16 protein-coding genes and 2 tRNA genes are annotated in these 19731 nt (G+C 70.7%); 5 read left to right on the forward strand and 13 right to left on the reverse strand.

Going from position 1 to position 19731, the window contains the following annotated elements:
* Window positions 1-40: 40 nt before the first annotated feature.
* Window positions 41-655: a murein hydrolase activator EnvC family protein gene (locus AC4D2C_RS17235; protein ID WP_490916036.1), complete on the forward strand. Its 615-nt coding sequence runs from the start codon at window positions 41-43 to the stop codon at window positions 653-655.
* A 15-nt stretch (window positions 656-670) separates the two neighbouring features.
* Here AC4D2C_RS17235 and AC4D2C_RS17240 read toward each other — a convergent pair whose 3' ends face one another.
* The 7 genes from AC4D2C_RS17240 to AC4D2C_RS17270 all read right to left on the reverse strand — a co-directional run bounded on the left by AC4D2C_RS17240 (window position 671) and on the right by AC4D2C_RS17270 (window position 7484).
* Window positions 671-1861, reverse strand: coding sequence for an acyl-CoA dehydrogenase family protein (locus AC4D2C_RS17240; protein WP_490916037.1), 1191 nt, complete (start codon window positions 1859-1861; stop codon window positions 671-673).
* 197 nt (window positions 1862-2058) lie between these two features.
* A tRNA-Ile gene (locus AC4D2C_RS17245) sits at window positions 2059-2132 on the reverse strand.
* Between the two features lie 72 nt (window positions 2133-2204).
* Window positions 2205-3440, reverse strand: coding sequence for a glycosyltransferase (locus tag AC4D2C_RS17250; RefSeq protein WP_490916038.1), 1236 nt, complete (start codon window positions 3438-3440; stop codon window positions 2205-2207).
* Between the two features lie 47 nt (window positions 3441-3487).
* The gene (locus AC4D2C_RS17255) at window positions 3488-4363 is read right to left on the reverse strand and encodes a DMT family transporter (RefSeq protein WP_490916039.1); all 876 of its coding nucleotides are present in this window, start codon (window positions 4361-4363) and stop codon (window positions 3488-3490) included.
* A complete protein-coding gene (locus AC4D2C_RS17260) occupies window positions 4351-4974 on the reverse strand; it encodes a CDP-alcohol phosphatidyltransferase family protein (RefSeq protein WP_490916040.1) in 624 nt (207 codons plus the stop codon). Before AC4D2C_RS17260 ends, AC4D2C_RS17255 begins: the two co-directional genes overlap by 13 nt.
* Window positions 4975-5094: 120 nt before the next feature.
* Window positions 5095-5904: a phage holin family protein gene (locus AC4D2C_RS17265; RefSeq protein WP_490916041.1), complete on the reverse strand. Its 810-nt coding sequence runs from the start codon at window positions 5902-5904 to the stop codon at window positions 5095-5097.
* 146 nt (window positions 5905-6050) lie between these two features.
* Window positions 6051-7484, reverse strand: a complete 1434-nt coding sequence (locus AC4D2C_RS17270; protein ID WP_490916042.1) for a sugar porter family MFS transporter — start codon at window positions 7482-7484, stop codon at window positions 6051-6053.
* 270 nt (window positions 7485-7754) lie between these two features.
* Here AC4D2C_RS17270 and AC4D2C_RS17275 point away from each other — a divergent pair, with 270 nt between their 5' ends.
* On the forward strand, window positions 7755-8984 hold the full coding sequence (locus AC4D2C_RS17275) for a multidrug effflux MFS transporter (protein WP_490916043.1): 1230 nt from the start codon (window positions 7755-7757) through the stop codon (window positions 8982-8984).
* 78 nt (window positions 8985-9062) lie between these two features.
* Here the strand turns inward: AC4D2C_RS17275 and AC4D2C_RS17280 are convergent, their stop codons facing one another.
* Window positions 9063-10574, reverse strand: a complete 1512-nt coding sequence (locus AC4D2C_RS17280; protein WP_490916044.1) for an SDR family oxidoreductase — start codon at window positions 10572-10574, stop codon at window positions 9063-9065.
* Between the two features lie 161 nt (window positions 10575-10735).
* Here AC4D2C_RS17280 and AC4D2C_RS17285 point away from each other — a divergent pair, with 161 nt between their 5' ends.
* Window positions 10736-11377 (forward strand): HIRAN domain-containing protein, encoded by a 642-nt coding sequence (locus AC4D2C_RS17285; protein WP_490916045.1) that lies wholly within the window; start codon window positions 10736-10738, stop codon window positions 11375-11377.
* 117 nt (window positions 11378-11494) lie between these two features.
* On the opposite strand, the gene AC4D2C_RS17290 is transcribed toward AC4D2C_RS17285, so the two are convergent.
* The 5 genes from AC4D2C_RS17290 to AC4D2C_RS17310 all read right to left on the reverse strand — a co-directional run bounded on the left by AC4D2C_RS17290 (window position 11495) and on the right by AC4D2C_RS17310 (window position 17818).
* Window positions 11495-11570, reverse strand: a tRNA-Asn gene (locus AC4D2C_RS17290).
* Window positions 11571-11624: 54 nt separating this feature from the next.
* Entirely contained in the window at window positions 11625-13619 is a 1995-nt protein-coding gene (dnaG, locus tag AC4D2C_RS17295) for a DNA primase (RefSeq protein WP_490916046.1), read from the reverse strand.
* A 110-nt stretch (window positions 13620-13729) separates the two neighbouring features.
* Window positions 13730-15013, reverse strand: a complete 1284-nt coding sequence (locus tag AC4D2C_RS17300; protein WP_490916047.1) for a deoxyguanosinetriphosphate triphosphohydrolase — start codon at window positions 15011-15013, stop codon at window positions 13730-13732.
* A 109-nt stretch (window positions 15014-15122) separates the two neighbouring features.
* Window positions 15123-16247, reverse strand: coding sequence for a tRNA dihydrouridine synthase DusB (dusB, locus tag AC4D2C_RS17305; protein ID WP_490916097.1), 1125 nt, complete (start codon window positions 16245-16247; stop codon window positions 15123-15125).
* Window positions 16248-16456: 209 nt separating this feature from the next.
* A complete protein-coding gene (locus tag AC4D2C_RS17310; RefSeq protein WP_490916048.1) occupies window positions 16457-17818 on the reverse strand; it encodes a YibE/F family protein in 1362 nt (453 codons plus the stop codon).
* 171 nt (window positions 17819-17989) lie between these two features.
* Between AC4D2C_RS17310 and AC4D2C_RS17315 the strand changes: the two genes are divergently transcribed.
* On the forward strand, window positions 17990-18721 hold the full coding sequence (locus AC4D2C_RS17315; RefSeq protein ID WP_490916049.1) for an alpha/beta hydrolase: 732 nt from the start codon (window positions 17990-17992) through the stop codon (window positions 18719-18721).
* Between the two features lie 155 nt (window positions 18722-18876).
* Window positions 18877-19692 carry a lysophospholipid acyltransferase family protein gene (locus tag AC4D2C_RS17320; protein ID WP_490916050.1) on the forward strand — a complete coding sequence of 272 codons (816 nt, stop codon included), beginning with the start codon at window positions 18877-18879 and terminating at the stop codon, window positions 19690-19692.
* Window positions 19693-19731 lie beyond the last annotated feature (39 nt).

A 19731-nucleotide genomic window follows, 5' to 3' on the forward strand; every position in this document is an offset into this window, starting at 1 on the left:
TCGCGCGCTCCGCCGCGCGCGGGAACGGCAGGATTGCCCCATGCATACGTCCGCCCCGCCGGTGCCGCACTCCCCCGGTCGTCCGAGGTGCCCGGGAGGCGGTTCCGGGGCCCGTCGCGGTGCACTGCGGGGGGTCCTGCCCGCCGTCGTCCTGGCCGTCGTCGTGCTCGTCGCGGGAACCGGCGGATCGCAGGGCCGGGACCCTGCCGCCCGGACCCCGGGGTTCGTCCCCGAGTGGTCGTGGCCGCTGGCGCCCGCCCCGACGGTCCTCCGCCCCTTCGAGGCGCCTCCACGGCCGTGGCAGCGCGGCCACCGCGGCGTGGACCTGGCCGGCGCAGCGCCCGCCGCCGTCCTGAGCCCCGCGGACGGTGTCGTGTCCTTCGCCGGCACGGTGGTGGACCGGGGCGTGCTGTCGATCGACCACGGAGGTGGGCGGGTCAGCAGCTTCGAACCGGTCACGACCGACCTGGTGAGGGGTCAGCGCGTCAGCGGCGGGCAGGCGGTGGCGACGCTCGACGGCGTCGGCCCCGGCCCCCCGCGTGGCCACTGCCGGGGCTGCCTCCACTGGGGTGTGCGCGTTGACGGCGAGTACGTGGACCCGCTGTCGTTCGTGACGGACCGGCGCCCCTCGGTCCTGCTGCCACTCCGGGACTGAGGCTGGAGCCCGGCCCTAGACGAAGGCGGCGATTCCCGTGATCGACCTGCCGGCCACGAGCGTGTTGATCTCCTGCGTGCCCTCGTAGGAGTACACGGCCTCGGCGTCGGAGAAGATCTTCGCCATCTCGTAGTCGGCGACGATCCCGTTGCCGCCGAGGATGTTGCGTCCTGCGGCGACGCTCTCGCGCATGCGTGCCGTGGTGAAGGCCTTGGCGAGGGCGGACTGCTCGTCCTTGGCCTTGCCCGCGTCCTCGAGCTGAGACAGGCGCACCATCAGGCCCATGGAGCTCATCGCGTTGCCGAGGATCTGGACGAGCTGCTGCTGGACGAGCTGGAAGCTGGCGATCGGCCGGCCGAACTGCTCGCGCTCCACGGCGTAGCGGCGGGCGACGTCGAACGCCGCGAGCTGCTGACCCACGGCCTGCCATCCGACGGCGAGGCGGGTGACCTTCAGGACCTTGTTGGTGTCGCGGAAGCTGTTCGCACCCTTGAGGTGGAAGTCGTCGGACACGACCACGTCGTCGAGGACGATGTCCGCGTTCTCCACGGTGCGCAGGGCGATCTTGTTCTCGATCTTCGTCGACGAGAAGCCGGGGGTGGCGGTGTCCACGAGGAACCCCTTGACCTGATTGTCCTCGAGGTCCCTCGCGTAGACGACCACCCAGTCGGAGAAGGTGGCGTTGCCGATCCAGCGCTTCGCGCCGTTGAGGACCCACGAATTCCCGTCGCGTCGCGCGGTGGTCCGCGTGCCGCCGGCCACGTCGGATCCGCCGAGCGGCTCGGTGAGGCCGAACGCCCCGATCTTCTTCATCGCATAGATGTCCGGCAGCCACTCCTCCTGCTGCTCCTTCGACGCGAGTGCCTCGATCGAGCCCGTGAAGAGGCCGTCGTGCACGCCCATGAACGTGGCGATCGAGGTGTCCGCGCGGGTGAACTCGGCGTGCATGATGCCGGCGAAGAGGTTCGAGTAGCCCTGGCGGTGGACCGGGCTCATGGGGTCGAGCTCGGCGATCTTCGGAATCAGGTCCTGGGGGAAGACGCCCTTGTTCCACCAGTCGACGGCGTTCGGGCGGACCTCGCGGGTGAGCCAGGAGCGGATCTCCTCGAGCCGGGAGCGCTCCTTGTCGGACAGGAGCTCCTCGAAGGCGTAGAAGTCACCGTCGGCGTAGGGCAGGTTGTTCACATCGATCGACGTCTTGCTCATCGGAATTCCTTCGCTCCGGTCGTCGGCGACCGGAATCTCACTCGAACGGGCGGGCCATGAGGCGGACGCTTCCAGCGCTCCGGACACCATGTTACCCGTCAGTAACTTAGGGCGCCAGTAGGGGGCCGGCGAAGAGCGCCCGCCCAACAGCAGGACCGCGCCACCTCGAGGAGGTGACGCGGTCCGGTGGCAGGCAGTAGGGCTGCTGGGGCTTGAACCCAGGACAAACGGATTATGAGTCCGCTGCTCTAACCAGCTGAGCTACAGCCCCCCAGGGGCATGCGCCCCGGGTGCACCGGCTCCGGGATGTACCCGGCCGGCGCAGGTCCCATTGTATGCGGACCTACCCGGCGGTTCCGCCGGCCGGGACGGTCGTGAGGCCGGCGGCGACGTCGCTCGGGGACAGCGTCCCGTAGTACAGGCCCTCGAAGATCTCGAGGGTCGTGGTGATGTCGTGCCGCCCCACCATGGCCCGGCTGGCGGCGCCCATCCTCTGCTGGTCCTCGCGCGGCAGCTCGAGGATCTGCGTGATCCGGGAACCGAGTTCCTCGGCGTCGCCCGGCGTGAACAGGTAGCCGTTCTCGCCGTCGGACACCAGGTGCGGCAGCGCCATGGCATCGGCCAGCAGCACCGGCGTCGAGGCGGACATCGCCTCGAGGGTGACGAGCGACTGGAGCTCGGCGGTGCCGGGCTGGCAGAACAGGGAGGCGCGGATGTAGCTCCTGCGCAGTTCGTCGTCGTCGATCAGTCCGCGGAAGGCCACACGGTCCGCGATGCCCAGGCGCGCGGCCTGCGCCTGCAGGGCCGGCTTCACCTCGCCGCCTCCGACGATCTCGAGGTGGACGCGCAGGTGCTCGGGCGTCCTGGCGACGGCGTCGATGAGCACGTCCACGTGCTTCTCCTCGGCCAGGCGACCGACGAACAGGACCGTGGGGTGCTCGTGGGGCTCGACGACCTCACCGGGCCGCACCTCGTACGCGGCGGAATCGATCCCGTTGGACACGGGCAGCACCTCGGCCAGGAAGGCGTGGTCGCGCATGGCCTTGGCCGCGAGCGGCGTGGGGGTGGTGACGGCGGCGGCCTTGCCCATCACCTTGCCCATGTCCTTCCAGGAGTTCCGGGCGATGACCTTCTTGAACCATGCGGGGAACGGCAGGAAGGGGTTGATGTTCTCGGGCATGAAGTGGTTGGTGGCCACCACGCGGATACCCCGCCGCACCGCCTCGTAGAGCGTGTACTCCCCCACCATGTAGTGGCACTGGATGTGCACGACGTCGGGCTGCACGCGGTCGAACAGCAGGCTGATGTCGCGCCGGATCTCCCACGGGTAGCAGATGCGCCAGTAGTCGTGGGTCGGCACGCTGTGCGAGCGGAGGCGGTGTACCGTCCAGTCGCCGCCGGGCTCCGTGAAGCTCCTGCCGTTGGAGGCGCGGGGCGCGAGGACGTGGACGTCGTGGCCGCGCCCGTTCATGCCCTTCGCCAGCCGGTACCCGAACTGGGCCGCTCCGTTCACGTTGGGCGGATAGGTGTCCGCGGCGATCAGGATGGTCAGGGGCTTGGAATCAGCCGGGTGGCTCACGCGAGGATCCCTACGTCGGTGTGCTGGACGGAACTGGAGCAGGTGGGTCAGCGCTGCCGCTTCAGGACATCGGGGTGATGGCGCGACAGGGCAACGACACCCACAATAGCAACGAGCGCCGCAGCCCCCATGCCCAGCGCCGTCACGGTCCGGACATCGGGCTGGAGTTCGTCGAGGATGGTGATGCCCACCGCGATGCCGACGATGGGGTCGATGACAGTCAGACCCGCGATGACGAGATCCGGCGGACCCGTGGCGTAGGCGCTCTGCACGAACCAGGACCCGAGGCCGGCGGCCGCGACCAGGGCCACCAGGGTCAGCACCGGGACGTTCAGCAGGAACCGGCCGTTCGGGTCCAGCAGGTGGCCTGCGACGATCTTCGTGAGGACGGCAACGAAACCGAAGAGGACGCCGGCTCCGAGGATGTACGCGAAGGCGTTGAGGCGGTGCCGTCCGACCACGGCCAGGGATCCGAACACCACGACGGCGACACCGAGGAGGAGCACCACGGAGAGTTCCTGGGCGCGGTCGACGGCGTGGTTCTCCCGGGTCACGTTCACCGCGAGGAGCACGAAGAGCGCGCTGCCCGCGACGCACGCCGTGATGGCCGCGACGGTGGGACGGTTGATCCGGATGCCCTGGTCCCGCGAGTTCACGATCGTGGTGATCACCAGGGCGATCGCACCGATGGGCTGCACCACCGTCAGGCTCGCGAGCGACAGGGCCACCACGTTCAGTGCCATCCCGGTGCCGAGCAGGACGAGTCCGACCAGCCACCGGGGGTTGGCGAGGAGGCGTGTGAAACCGGACGAGGAGAGGGCCAGCCCGCCGGTGTTCGCGCGCACGGCGCTGCCCTGGCGCTGCGCTCCGAACGCGAGGAAGACGGCGCCGAGCAGCGCCAGCGCGATCGCTAGGACCGGCACGACTGCTGCTCGGCCCGCTCCAGCCTGTACCTGAGGTGTGCCGCCCTGAAGTAGGCGCAGAACGCGACGAGGTGCAGGACGCACCCGGCCGCGAGCAGCCCCTGGGCGACGACGAGGATCCAGTCCTGGCCGAAGCCCTCCACCCGGTGCAGCAGGAGCAGCGGCGCCCCGACGAGCAACAGCGCGGTGCGGATCTTGCCGACCGTGATGACGGGCAGGTGCAGTGGTCCGCGGAAGAGGACGAGCGCGTTGACGATGAGGATGATGTCCGGGACCACGATGGTCCATACGAACCAGGCCGGCGCGATGCCGTCGATGACGAAGACGACGGCCACCACGATCATCGCCGTCCGGTCGGCGAGCGGGTCGAGCCACTTCCCCACGGTCGACACCTGGTGGAGTCTGCGGGCGACGAAGCCGTCCACCCAGTCGGTGGAGCCGACGACCACGAGCACGAGGACCGCGGCCCCGTACCGCTGCTGCATGACGAACCAGACGAACAGGGGGACGCCGAGGAACCGGACGATCGTGATGAGGTTCGGGAGGGTCCATGCCGTCGCGAGTTCAGTGCCCTCGCTGCCGGTCCGTGCTCCCGCGCCGATCGATCTCATCACCCGTGCCTCCCCACCCCATTATGCAGGCAGGCGTCCGCTCCCCCGTGCCATCCGCAGCGGCGTGCGGGGATGGGTGACGGGCGAGCGGCCGCCTGGGCTGCCGACGGACCTCGGGTCCTACTTGCTGAGCAGCCTGCGCAGCATCACGAGCATCGCGGCGACGGACGCGGCGAGGACGCTCAGCGGCTTCCACCGGTCGGCGAGGGTCGTGTTGAGGGGGACGTCGCGTCGGACGGCGACCGCGGCGACCCTGGCGCCGTCCTTCGAGCCGGCCGGCTGCGAGCCGCCCTGCGCGGAGCGGTGCCGGGCCTTGCCCAGCCGCGACTTGACGTCCGCGCGGGCCCCGAGTGAATCGCGGGCCTCCGCGATGTGCGTGCGGCGCTCTCCGGAGCGGTTCCGCAGCTCCTCGTACGACGGCGTGGGCTCCTTGGGCCTGGTGTCCTTCGCGTCGTCGTCCTTGCGGTCCTTGTCCGGTTTCGGCTTCTTGACGTCGAGCGTGGCCGGGTCGAAGCTGCGGCCCTCCTTCAGCACGCCGAGGTCGTAGCGGATGCCGCGGATGGCGTCCTCGGGGACCAGGGGGAGCTGCTTCTTGAGGCGGGAGACACCGATCAGTGCGAGGACGCCGGCGATCACGAGGAAGAGCAGGGCGACCAGCAGTGCCGCAAGCCAGGCCGGCATGAGCTCGGCGAGCCCCATGATGGCTGCGACGATGAGGGCCACGGCGAAGAACAGCACGAAGACCAGCGCGACGACCAGGAAGGCCGCAGCGATGCCGGCCTTGATCCCCTTCTGTTTCATCTGCTCGACGGCGATCGAGAATTCGTCGCTGATCTGGCGCGGCGTCAGGCGCGCCAGGAGCCTGACGAGTCCCAACAGCGACAGCGAGCCCGTGGACCGCTTGCCGCGTGTACTAGCCGAGCTGTTCATAGGCCCTGCCTCCATTCGTGAGTGTGTTGCTGGACATTGGCTGAACCAAAATTACCACCGGGCGCGCACCCGGTTTCCGCGCAGTGGACGCAGCGCCTCCGGGGGCCGTGGACGGTCCGGATGAGGTAGTGCGCAGGCGCCTTCCCTCACGCGGTGGAGAGCTCCGCGTTGTCCTCGAGGTCCTTGCCCGCGAACTCGGGGAGTCGGGTGCGGACGAAGACGAAGGACAGGACGGCGAAGACGGTGAACGCCGCGTACATGACCCAGAGGCCGAAGTTCTCACTGACCCACGGGAACGTCAGAGTGACAATGAAGTTGAACACCCAGTTCACCATCGTGGCCACGCCGAGGGCGATCGACCGGATGCGGTTGGGGAACATCTCGCCGAGGGTCACCCACATGACGGGACCCCAGGTGGCGGCGAAGAAGATGACGAAGAGGTTCGCGCCGACGAGCGCGATGGGACCCCACGCGCCCGGGAGCGTGATCTCCTCCCCCGTGCCCTGCGCCTGCAGGAAGGCGAGCGTCGCGGCGAGCAGGCCGACGGTCATGCCGACCGACCCGATGAGGAGCAGCCGACGGCGTCCCACGCGGTCGACGAAGAAGATGGCGACGAAGGTCATTGCGACGTTGATGATCGAGGTGATCACCGACGTCGTGAAGGAATCGCTCTCGCTGAAGCCCACGGACTTCCACAGGGTCGTGGAGTAGTAGAAGATCGCGTTGATACCGACCAGCTGCTGCAGTGCGGCGATCGCCATGCCGACCCACAGGATGGGCTGCAGTCCGAACGCGGGTCCGCGCAGGTCGCGGTAGCTCGCGCGGTCCTCGCGCTCGAAGCTCTCCCGGATCTGTCCGATCTTGCCCTCGGTGTCCCGCACCCCCGAGACGCGTGAGAGGACGCGCGCGGCCTCGGCGTCGCGGCCCGCCCGGATGAGGAACTGCGGGGACTCCGGGATGACGAGCGCGAGGATCCCGTAGACGACGGCGGGGACCACGCCGACCAGGAGCATCCAGCGCCACGCGGCCAGGCCCCACCAGAGCTCGCCATCGGCGCCCCCGGCAGCGCTGGCGAGAGAGGCATCGGAGAGGAGTGCGGCGAAGATGCCGACCGTGATGGCCAGCTGCTGCACGGACGCGAGGCCGCCTCGCCACTTGGACGGCGCGATCTCCGCGATGTAGCCGGGGACGATCACGGAGGCGATGCCGATGGCGAGGCCGCCGACGAGCCGCCAGGCCATGAGGTCCCATTCGGAGAAGGCGTAGCCCGACCCCGCGGAGTTGATGGCGAACAGGAACGCGGCCGCGACCATGACCTTCTTGCGGCCCCACCGGTCGGCCAGCCCGCCGGCGAACCAGGCGCCCGCCGCACAGCCCAGCAGGGTGATGGCGACGGTGAAGCCGAGGATGCTCGGGCTGAGGTCGAACTCGCCCTGGATGGAATCGACCGCTCCATTGATGACGGCGGTGTCGAACCCGAACAGGAGGCCTCCGACGGCGGCTGCGACCGTGATCCCGATGACCCGCGCCATGTGCTTCGGTGACTGCTCTGCTTCTGGCTCGGTGCCGTTCCCGCTCATATTCCGTTCTCCCTGCTCGTTCCGTATCCCATCACCCTACGTCAGTCCGAAGCACGCTTAGCAGCTCCGATCCGCGGCCGGTCGGGGTTTACCGTGGGTGCCAAGCGTTGACGGAGGCCATAGGATGAAAGCACCATTGATTCGCCCCAGCAACCATATTGTCCTCCGTGACGCCCGGTTGCCCCGTGGAAGCCGCTCCGCCGTCGTCGCCGGGCCGCCGCGGTCGATGCCGCTCCGTCCCCGTTCCAGCCCGCTCTGTTAGGCCGCATCTTGAGTACCCTCACCCATCCCGGCGACACCCTCTCCCGTCGCGAGAAGATCATCTACGTCTTCATCCTCGGCACCCTCACGGCCCTCGGCCCGTTCACGATCGATCTGTACCTCCCGGCGTTCCCCGCGCTGCAGTCGGATCTCGGCGTCTCCGAGGCCGCCGTGCAGCTGACGCTGACGGGTACCATCATCGGTTTCGCGGCCGGGCAGCTGCTCGTCGGCCCGCTGAGCGACAAGATCGGCCGCCGCCTGCCCCTCATCCTGGCGACCACCCTGCACGTGGGCGCCTCGATCGGTGCGGCCTCCTCCGACGACATCAACGCGCTCATGGTGTTCCGCGTCCTCCAGGGCATCGGCGCGGCGGGAGGGGGCGTGGTGGCGATGGCCATGGTCCGTGACCTCTTCGGTGGGTACACCCTCGTGCGCATGCTCTCCTACATGGCGCTCGTCAACGGCATGGCGCCCATCTTCGCCCCGGTGATCGGTTCACAGCTGCTGCTGCTCTTCCCCTGGCCGGGCATCTTCTGGTTCCTCGCCTGCTACGGCGTGCTGGTGATCGTCGCCGTGAGCCTGTTCATCATCGAGACCCTGCCGAAGGAGAACCGCCGCCGCTCCGGGCTGACCGTCGGCCAGCGGTACCGCGCGGTGCTGGGCGACAGGATCTTCATCGGCATCCTGCTGGTGGGTGGCATGAACTTCTCCGGGCTGTTCTCCTACCTGTCGGCGTCGCCGTTCCTCTTCCAGGGCCCGTACGGGCTGAACGAGCAGCAGTACGGGCTGCTCTTCGCGATCAACTCCCTCGGCATCGTGGCCGGTGTGCAGATCAGCTCCCGGGTGCTCCGCCGGATAGGGCCGCAGTGGGTGATCGCGACGGCGACCGTCGTCCAGCTCGTCATGGCCATGCTCATCCTGGCCTTCGACCAGCTGGGCCTCGGTTTCTGGGGGACGGCGATCCCCCTGTGGTTCTACATCATGGCCACGGGCTTCATCTTCCCGTGCGTGCAGGTACTGGCGCTCATCAACAACGGGGCGCAGGCGGGGACCGCCGCATCGCTGCTCGGCGCGGTGACGTTCGGGACCGCGGGCATCATCTCCCCGCTCGTGGGCCTGCTGGGCGACGGGATCGAGTCCGCCACCCCCATGGCGCTCGTCATGGCCGCGTGCATCGCCCTGGGCGTGGTGTTCCTGTGGACGGTGGTCCGGCCGCGGACCGTGCCCGCCCTGCAGTAGTAGCGCGGGCACCGGCGGAGCGGCGGAACCGCCGAGCGGGCCGAGCGGTTCCGCCCAGGCGGACGCGAGCGGGTCCGCTCAGGCGGCGGCGGGCTCCGACCCGGCGGGCAGCGCCTCCGCCGCCCTCGCGATGTTGCGTGCCATCGCCGAGAAGATGAACCCGTGGAACGGCAGCACTGCGAGCCAGTAGAGCCTCCCGGACAGGCCGTGCGGGAAGAAGACCGCCCGCTGGTAGTAGGAGCTCCCCGAGCCGTCCGGCTCCACGCGGAACTCCAGCCATGCACGGCCCGGCACCTTCATCTCTGCGCGGAGCCGCAGGCGCTCCCCGCGGACGAGTTCCTCCACCCGCCAGAAGTCGAGGGCCTCCCCCGTCAGGAGTTCCTTCGCGTCCCGCCGTCCGCGGCGCAGCCCCACGCCGCCCGCAAGCTTGTCCATCCACCCGCGCGCAGCCCACCCGACGGGCCAGGAATACCAGCCGTTCTCCCCGCCGATACCCTCGACGACGGTCCACAGCTTCTCGGGCGACGCCGTCGAGCTGTAGGTCTGGACGTCCGTGAAGACGGTGTGGCCCGCCCACTGGGGGTCCGAGGGCAGCGGGTCGGCCTCGGAGGCGAGCTGCGACGCTCCGGCCCAGCTGGTCTCCACCTCTCCCCCGCGCATCTTTCCGAGCGCGAGGTCCACGGCCCGCCGGTACCCGGTCAGCCCGCCGTCCGGCATCGCGATGTACTGGTCGATGTCGTGTTCGGACGGCACGGCGTCGTGCTGCAGCGACTCGATGAGCGGCATGGCCATGGCCCGCGGGATGGGCGTGACTAGATTCACCCAGTGGCCCGCGAGGCGCGGTGTGAGGACCGGCAGGGCGAGGATCCGGCGGCGCGGGAGTCCGGCGGCCTCGGCGTACTGGTTCATCATCTCGGCGTAGGTGAGCACCTCGCGCGACCCGATGTCGAAGGTCCGGTTCAGGCCCTCCGGGAGGTCGAGGGCGGCGACGAGGTAGTGGATGACGTCGCGGACGGCGATGGGCTCGATGTGGTTCAGGACCCACTTGGGTGCGGGCATCACGGGCAAGACGTCGGAGAGGTGCCGGATCATCTCGAAGGATGCGGAGCCGGACCCGATGACGACCCCGGCCTGGAAGGCGATGGTCGGCGTGCCGGAATCGAGGAGGATCCTGCCCACCTCCGTGCGGGAGCGCATGTGGGTGGAGAGCTCCACGCCGTCGGGGTGCAGCCCGCCGAGGTAGACGATGCGGCGGACACCTGCCTCGGTGGCGGCCCGGGAGACCGTCGACGCGATCTCGGCCTCGCGGGCGTCGAAGTTCCTGCCCGAGCCCATGGAGTGCACGAGATAGTACAGGGTGTCCACGCCCTGGCTGGCCTCGCGCATGGTGTCGCCGTCCTGCAGGTCCCCCTGCACGATGTCGACGGACGCGGCCCAGGGGACGTCCTTCAGTTTCTGCGGCGACCGGACGACCACGCGGACCCGGCGACCCTCGGCGACGAGTTTCGTGACGAGCCGGCCGCCGATGTATCCAGTGGATCCGGTGACCAGGATGAGTCCGTCCGTGGTGCCGGTGCTGTCCGTCTGCATGCGCACAGCCTACGCCCGGCCCCTGACACGGCCTGCCGGTTGCCCTCCGCCGCGATGGCCCCCGGTGCGGCCGGCCGCGCAACCACCGCGAGGACCCGCCGGCCCCCGTCCCCGTTCTCCCACGCGGGAACCGTCGGGGCGTTGCCGGTTATAGTCGCGGGATGGGGATCTGGGACAGGGTCAGAGCGTCATACCGTGAGGCGAAGGCCGACGCGCTACGGCAGGCCAATGAGGCGGTGCCGGCGTCCATGCGCCTGTCCGCCGAGGACTTCGAGCGCCGGCGGGAACAGGATCCCGCCGTCGCCGCGGTCGGGCAGCCGGTCGGGGAGGACTCGGCCCGCTACCTGCCGGCCGCGGAAGCCGAGGCCGTGCTCGTTCCCGGCGGGGACGGCCGGCCACCGCTGCGCCTGGTCGGCTCCGGCGGCGGGCTCGAACTCGCCGCGCCGGACGGCCGGCTCATCGACAGCGACACGCACACACTCCGTCATATCGGGATCTTCGCTTTCCGCGCCGTCGGTACGGGCGACGACGAGAACCCCGCCGGGCCCGCCACGCTCCGCGCCGGGCAGCCGGTGGGGCTCCGCCGGGAACCGGACGACGAGCACGATCCTCACGCCGTCGCACTGACCGCGGGCAGCCCGGCCCGGACGTTCGGTCACGTCACCGCGCAGCACGCCCGACCGGTTGCCGAGCTGCTGGACCGCGGACAACCCCTGGTCGCCCTGGTCACCCACGCCGGCACGATGCCGCCGCGCGTGCTGATCACGGCCCCGGACATGCTCGCCCAGCTGCGCCGCGAGTAGGGTGCCGCGGCTGCCTGGTCACGGGCCGGCCACCAGGTCCGGACCGGCTGGGCGGAGTCTCCCGAGCAGGAAATGAGTGAGCCCCTGCCCGCGTTTCCGCAGGTCAGGGGCTCACATTGGCTCCTCCGACTGGACTTGAACCAGTAACCCTTCGATTAACAGTCGAATGCTCTGCCAATTGAGCTACGGAGGAAAGCGCGAGTATTACTCTACATAGGTTCCCGAGCGAAGTGAAATCGGCGCCGGGCTAGTCCTCGCGGAGCAGGCGCCGCTGCATCTCGAGCTCCATGAGGTCGCGCTGCAGCTGGTTGTAGAGCACGGGATCAGCCGTGGGATCCATGCGCTGGAGCTGGCCCAGCTTCTCGGCCTTCTGCTGCGTGATGCGGAGTTCGGTGAGCCGGTTCAGGATGTCGCGGCAGTACACCACCATCGCGTCGGCGTCCTTCGCCGGGAGTGGACGCACCGCCAGTTCGCTCACGAGCGGACGGAGGACGTCCGGGACGCCCTCGCGGACCGACTCCACCCAGCGCGAGAGCTCGGTACCCGCCGCGCCCGCCGCGAGGACGGCATTGTGCAGCGCCTCGTACACGGGGACGGTGAAGCGGGACGTGGAGAAGCTCTCCCACTGCGCCGCGGTGAGGGTCGTCGGCTGCTGCAGCACCACCTCGAGGGCCTCGCGCTCCATGCGGGCCATGGGGTCACGGGGGTCCGGGCGCTCGAAGAACGGCCCGGCGGGACCGTCGGACTCCCCCGGCCCCCCGGCGCCGCCCTGCTGGCCCTGCTGGCCCGGCTGATTCGGTTGGCCCGCCTGGCCCGCCTGGCCCGCCTGGCCCGCCTGGCCCGGCTGGTTCGGTCGGCCCTGCTGGCGGCCGCCGGCCGCCGCAGCACTCCCGGGGCCCCGTCGGGCCGCCGCGGCCACGGCGCGAGCCACCTGGTCCTCCCCCACGTACTGCATGCCGAGCCACCGCGAGAGCTCCCGCGTGTAGGTGGACCGCAGGGAGACGTCGCGGATCTGCGCCACGATCGGCGCCGCATGCCGGAGCGCCTTGACCTGCCCCTCCCCGGAGGAGAGGTCGAAGTTCCCGAACGACGCCTTGATGGCGAACTCGAAGAGCGGCCGGCGGTCGGCGATGAGCTCCCGCACGGCGTCGTCGCCCCGCGTCTGCCGCAGTTCGCAGGGGTCCGCGCCGGAAGCCTCGACGGCGACGTACGTCTGGGCGGTGAAGCGCTGGTCCTCCTCGAAGGCGCGCAGGGCGGCCTTCTGGCCCGCGGCGTCACCGTCGAAGGTGAAGACGACCTCGCCGCCGGTGCCGTCGTCGGACAGGAGCCTGCGAGCGATCTTGATGTGGTCCGTCCCGAACGCCGTGCCGCAGGTCGCGACGGCGGTGCCGACTCCGGCCAGGTGGCACGCCATGACGTCCGTGTACCCCTCGACGACGACGAGCTGCCGGTTCTTCGCGATCTCCCGCTTGGCGAGGTCGATGCCGTAGAGCACCTGGGACTTCTTGTAGAGAGAGGTCTCGGGGGTGTTGAGGTACTTCGGGCCCTGGTCGTCCTCGTAGAGCTTGCGCGCGCCGAAGCCGACGGTGTCCCCGGTGATGTCCCGGATGGGCCAGATGAGGCGCCCGCGGAAGCGGTCGTAGAAACGGCCGGCGTTGCTCGAGGACGCACTGAACATGCCCGTCAGCTTCAGCTCGTCCAGCGTGAACCCGCGGCCCGTGAGGTGGGTCAGCAGCGTGTCCCAGCCCTGCGGCGCGTAGCCGACGCCGAACTGCTCGGCGGCCGCCCTGTCGAAGCCGCGCTCCTGCAGGAACTGCCGCGCGGTGCCGGCGCCCTGCGTGAGGAGTTGGTCGCGGAAGAACTCGGCCGCGATCTTGTGCGCGTCGAGCAGGCGCTGCCGCTTCCCCACGTCCTCGCGCCGCGGACCGGTGCCGCCGTCCTCGTAGTGCAGTTCGAAGCCGATGCGCGCCGCGAGCTTCTCGACGGTCTCGCTGAAGGTGGTGTGGTCCAGCTTCTGCACGAAGGAGATGACGTCCCCGCCCTCGCCGCAGCCGAAGCAGTGGTAGGAGCCCATCTGGGGACGCACGTGGAACGACGGCGACCGCTCGTCGTGGAACGGGCACAGCCCCTTCCACGAGCCGATGCCCGCGGACTTCAGGGTCACGTAGGCCTCGACGACCTCTTTGATGTCCGTGCGCTGGCGTACCTCATCGATGTCTTCACGCTTGATGAGTCCGGCCATGATCCCAGTTTAGGCCCGCCCCACCGACACCCCGACCGGCGCGGGAGCGCGTGTGCGCAATGCCTCCCTCCACTGTCGGCGGCCGGACGCCACGGGAGGCGGGCCGGATCCTACCAGAGAGCGGGGACAGGCCCGACGATGCGCTCGTGGAGGCCGAGCGCGGACGCGTCGGTCAGGGACGCCACCTGGTCGATCACGACGCGCAGCCGGGCGTCGTCGTCGGGCGCCTCGCGCCAGTCGGCGGCGAACATCGGTTCGAGGTAGCGGTCGCCGTCGGCGTGCACCTGGGCGACGAGCGAGGCGAGGATCTCCCGCTGGCGCTCGTAGAGGGGCTGGCGGTGGTCCGTGGTCATCACGTAGGTGGTGGCGAGGCCCTTCATGACGGCGATCTCGAGGATGGTCTCCTCGGGCACCACCATCTCCGCGTTGTAGCGGGTCAGGGAGTCCGGCCCGTAGATGGAGCGCGTGGACTGCATGGCGCTGAGGCAGAACCGGCCGATCAGCTGGCTCGTCATGTTCTTCAGCGCCGCCATGGACCGCCGCGTGCCGTCCGCCTCGCGGACCCACACCGGGGTCCTCTCCAGCCGGGCCAGGGCGGCGTCGACGGCGGCCGGGTCGCTGCCCGGGAGGTACCACTGCTGTGTGTAGCCGACCACGCGGGCGCGGGCGTCGGCGCTGTCCATCCACCGGAGCTGCAGGTGCCCCGCGACGATCGCGTCCTCGACGTCGTGGACAGAGTAGGAGATGTCGTCGGCGAGGTCCATGACCTGCGCCTCGAGGCAGGAGCGGCCCTCCGGGGCGCCGTCGCGCAGCCAGTCGAAGACGGGGAGGTCGTCGTCGTACGCCCCGAACTTCGTGGTGCGCTGGCCGCTGATCACGGGGGCCGAAGCCGCCGTCCACGGGTACTTGCACGCGGCGTCGAGGCTCGCGCGGGTGAGGTTGAGGCCGGCGGGGCCGCCGTCGGGCGCGAGGACCTTCGGTTCGAGCCGGGTCAGGAGGCGCAGGGTCTGGGCGTTGCCCTCGAAGCCGCCGATGCCGTGCGCGATGTCGTTCAGCGCCGACTCGCCGTTGTGTCCGAAGGGCGGGTGCCCGAGGTCGTGGGCCAGGCAGGCGGTGTCCACGATGTCGGGGTCGCAGCCGAGGGTCCGCCCCAGTTCACGGCCCACCTGCGCCACCTCCAGGGAGTGGGTGAGGCGCGTGCGGACGAAGTCGTCGGTGTCGGGCGCCACGACCTGCGTCTTCGCGCCGAGGCGGCGCAGCGCGGACGAGTGCAGCACGCGGGCCCGGTCGCGCTCGAAGTCGGTGCGGTGGGAGCTCTTGGGCGGCTCCTCGACCCACCGCTCGGTGTCCGAGGCGCTGTAGCCGCGGGCGGCGGACGATGCGGGGAAGCTCATGATGCCTTTCTAGCGCAACGGGTGCGTGCGGGCACGGCCGCGGCGGACGATGTGGACCGGCGGACGGGACACCCGCGCACGCGGGTCATGGGCTGGTCGGGGATCACGATCAGCCGCCGGACACGTCCACCTCGGCGGCGGCGATGTCCGCCTGCTGGGCCTCGTTCAGGACGCGCCCGTCGAGCCAGTGCTCGGGCAGGGCCGTGCGCTTCGGGGAGCCGGCACGGCCGCGGGGTCCCTCGGCGTCCTGGCCGGGGTACGGCGAGTCGTGGTCGAGTTCGTCGAGGAGTCCGCGGAGCACCTCGAGCGTGGGCACGGTGGCGAGCCTCGCGCGCAGCTCCCCGCCGACGACGTAGCCCTTGAAGTACCAGGCCATGTGCTTGCGGATGTCACGGAGGCCCATCATCTCGCTGCCGAACGTCTCCACGAGCAGCTCGGCGTGCCGGTAGACGGTGTCCGCGACCTGCCCGAGGCCGGGACGGTGCCGGGACGCACTGCCCTCGAAGGCGTTCATGAGATCCCCGAAGAGCCAGGGACGCCCCTGGCAGCCCCGGCCGATGACGACGCCGTCGACGCCGGTCTGCCGCACCATGCGCACGGCGTCCTCGGCACTCCAGATGTCGCCGTTGCCGAGCACCGGGATGTCCGGCAGGGCGTCGCGCAACTCGGCGATGGCGTCCCAGTCGGCCTTGCCCGAGTAGAACTGGGACGCGGTGCGCCCGTGGAGCGCGACGGCGGCCACGCCGCTGTCCCGGGCGATCTTCCCCGCCTCACGGAACGTGAGATGGTCCTCGTCGATGCCCTTGCGCATCTTGATGGTCAACGGGACGCCGCCCTTCGACGCCTCCCGCACGGCGGTCTGCACGATGCCGGTGAACAGGTCGAGCTTCCACGGCAGGGCCGCTCCCCCGCCCTTCCGGGTGACCTTGGGGACGGGGCAGCCGAAGTTGAGGTCGATGTGGTCGGCGCGGTCCTCCTCGACGAGCAGGCGCACCGCTGCGCCCACCGTCTTCGGGTCCACACCGTACAGCTGCACGGAGCGCACCGACTCGTCGTCGTCGTGCGAGATGATGCGCATGGATTCCGGGCTGCGCTCCACGAGCGCGCGGGAGGTGACCATCTCGGACACGTAGAGCCCGCCGCCGTACTCGCGGCACAGGCGGCGGAACGCCTTGTTGGTGATGCCCGCCATCGGCGCGAGGATCACCGGCGTGGTGACGGTGATACCGCCCAGGGTGAGCGGGGGGAGGTCGAGCCGGAGGGCGGCGTCGGCCGCGCCGGAGGTCTCAGGGGCGGCGGGAGCGCTCGGCGGGACGGGGAGGGTCGATACTGCGGTCACCTCTCCATTGTCGCAAGGGCCCGCAAATCCGGGGGCGCTGTTCGCTGTGCGCCTGCGCTCCCTGTCCGCCTTGCCCGCCTTGCTCGCCTTGCGCCAGGCGTTCGTCACGCGTCCTCCCCTGCCGGGCGCCGGCCGCGCCGCTCTCCCAGAGCCACGAGCCGCTGGCCCGGTGCCAGTGTCCCGGCACTCTCGACGGCGGGGACCGACGGCGTCGAGTCCCCGCCCGGCGCGCCGGCCCTCGGACCGACGGCCTTCACCACGAGCACCGCGATGAGGGTGGTGAGCGGGATGGCCAGGACGAGGCCGATCGAGCCCACCAGCGTCCGCACCACCTCCTCGGCGAGTTCACCGCTCGTCAGGGAGTCCAGCAGGGCGCGGTCGTACAGCGAGACGAGGATCAGCACGGGCAGGGCCGCCCCGGCGTAGGCGAACGCGATGGTGTACACCGTGGACGCGATGTGGTCGCGGCCGATCCTCATGGCGGACGCGAAGAGCCGGCGCGCCGACGTGTCCGGCGCCAGCTCGTGCAGCTCCCATACCGAGGAGGCCTGCGTGATGGTCACGTCGTTGAGGACGCCGAGGCCGGAGATGATGAGGCCGCACAGGATGATCGACGAGATCGACAGCTCGTCGGAGGCGTTGACCAGGGTGTAGGCGTTGTCGTCCCCCACGCCGGTGAGGTGGGCGGCGTCCGTGGCCCATGCCGCGAGGAGCGCCGTGACGCCGAGGCCGAAAACCGTCCCGAGCAGGGCGGTCGAGGTCCGGGCGGAGACACCGTGCGCGAAGTAGAGCACCCCGTACATGATCACCACGGAGCCCACGAGCCCGAGGAGCAGGGGTGGCCGGCCCTCCACGAGGCCCGGCAGGATGAACTGCGCCAGGATCACGAGGGCACCCACGAGGCCGAGGATGGCCCGCAGTCCCCGCCAGCGTGCGACGGCGATGACGACGACCGCGTACACGACCGCGAGCGCCACGATGGGCACGGACCGCACGAAGTCGACGAAGACGTAGGGCGCGGCTCCGCCCTGGATGACCGCGGCGAGGTCCAGGTAGCGGATCTCGTCGCCCGCCTCGACGGCCTCGGCCTTCGCGAGCTCCGGGGTGACCTCGACGGGGATCATCTCCCCGCCGGCCGCGGGCTGGGTGTAGGCGATGGTGCAGGTGAGGGCCGTGCCGCCGGCATCGACCGTGGGCTGCGACGACGGGCAGTCGCCCCGGCCGACCTCGCGGACCGTGCCACGCTCGAAGCTCACGCCCTCCGCCGTCGCGTAGGGGCTGGCGACGGTCAGGGAGCTGCGGTCGCCGCTCGGCCAGAGCAGGACCATCGCGACGAGCGTGAGGACCCCGAGGGGGACGAGGAGGGCCGAGAGCAGGACGGTGGCCCGCTTCCGGGTGGCCATCGCGGAGGCCGACGGCTCCGAAGTCTCATCGGTGCGAGCGGCGTGCAGGTGGCTGGAGCCCACGGACTTCCCTCGGTGTCGGACGGTGACAGGACGATGACAGGACAATGCTCAGGGGTGCTGCGGCGACAGGGGGCGGACGTGTCGCGTGCGCCGGGCACCGTGTGCGATTCTACGCAGACGCGGGTGGGAACAGGACGACGGAAGCCCCGGCGGGGCGGGGAGGGACGGCACATGGCAGCGGAGGCACATCCGGCTCGGGACAGGGACCCCGTTCTCGCCGTCAGCGGACCGGATGCCGGCGTGCGCGGCGTCGCGCTCGTCCTGCACGGCGGGCGGGTGCAGAGTTTCGAGGCCGTCCGGCCCCGGCACCTCAGCCCGCTGCGCATGCGCCCGTTCGCGGCCCGCCTCGCAGCCGGGGGCAGGCGGCACGGCCTCGCGGTCTGGACCCTGCGGAACAGGGTGCGCGGGTGGAACGGGGCGGACCAGTCGGCACTGAAGGACGCCCGCTGGGCGCTGGACCGGATCACCGCGCAGTACCCGGCCGCCCCCGTGTACCTCCTGGGCCATTCGATGGGCGGGCTGACCGCGCTCTACGCGGCCGGTCACCCGCAGGTCCGCGCCGTGGCGGCCCTCGCACCGTGGCTCGAGGCATCGAGCCCGGTGGAGCCCGTGCGCGGGCGCAGCGTCCTCGTAATGCACGGCGACACCGACCGGTGGACGAGCCCCACGGCGTCGCTGTCCTTCGCCCGCCGCGCCCAGGGCGTGGCCCGCGACATCCACTACGTCCGCATGCTCGGGGCGGGCCATTTCATGGTCCGCACCCTGCCCGTCTGGCACGGCATGAGCACCTCCTTCCTGCTCCGCCGCTTCGCGGAGGACACGGGCGCGGCCCTCGACGCGCGGACGCTCCAGCACTCCGACGCGCTCTACCGCGCCCCGGATCCGCTCGGCATCACCGCCTGACAAGGGCTGACACGGGCTGACGCCGGCTGACGGCCGGATACCGGAAAACCCCCGACCGGGACGCGTAGGTCGGCCCGGCCGGGGTACAAAGAGTACGTGGACAGCATGAGCGGGTTCGTCCCGCTCCCGCCGAAGGACGGAAGAAGGATCTGAGCATGGGATGGAAGCCGCGGCAGAACGACCGCATGTACCGGAGCGTGGTCTACGCGGGCAAGGCGGCCTTCGCCGCGCTGCGCCTGCCCGTCATCGTCACCGGGACGGAGAACCTGCCCGCGTCCGACCCCCTGGCGGGCCGTTCGCGCCGCGCGGTGCCCGGGCACGGGGCCGTCGTCGCGATCACGCACTTCGGCTATCTCGATTTCGCCTTCGCGGAACTGGTCCTGTGGAACCACGCCCGCATCCAGGCGCGCTACATGATCTCCAAGCGGGCGGCGCACCACTGGTTCGTCAGTCCGTTCGTCTTCGGGCTCGGCCACGTGGTCACGGACCGGATGGCGGGGGCGGAGGCGTACGACGACGCCCTCGCGAAGCTGCGCGCCGGTGAGTACGTGGCCATCCTGCCCGAGGCCGGCGTGTCCCGCAGCTACACGGTGCGCGGCCTCAAGACCGGCGCGGTGCGGCTCGCCGCCGAGGCCGGGGTCCCGGTGATCCCGGTCTCCGTGTGGGGTGCGCACCGGCTGCTGACTCGCGGGCACGGATTCTCCCTGCGGCGCGCCTGGAGGTCCCCCGTCCGCGTGCACATCGGCGAGCCCATCCGTCACGCGCCCGGCCTCGACGTCGCCGAGGAGACGGAGAAGCTGCGCCAGGAGCTGCAGGACGGCATCGACAGGTGCATCTCCGATTTTCCCGTGACACCCGAGCCCGGCGCCTGGTGGATGCCGGCCCACCTCGGCGGCGGCGCGATGACGGACACCGAGCGTGAGGCCGCCGACGTGGCGGACCGGAAGTCCGGGAGGCACAGCCGGGGCTGAGCCGGGGCCGAGCCGACGTCCGGCGTCAGCCCTGGCCCC

The sequence above is a fragment of the Arthrobacter sp. TJ-240 genome (assembly GCF_058269195.1).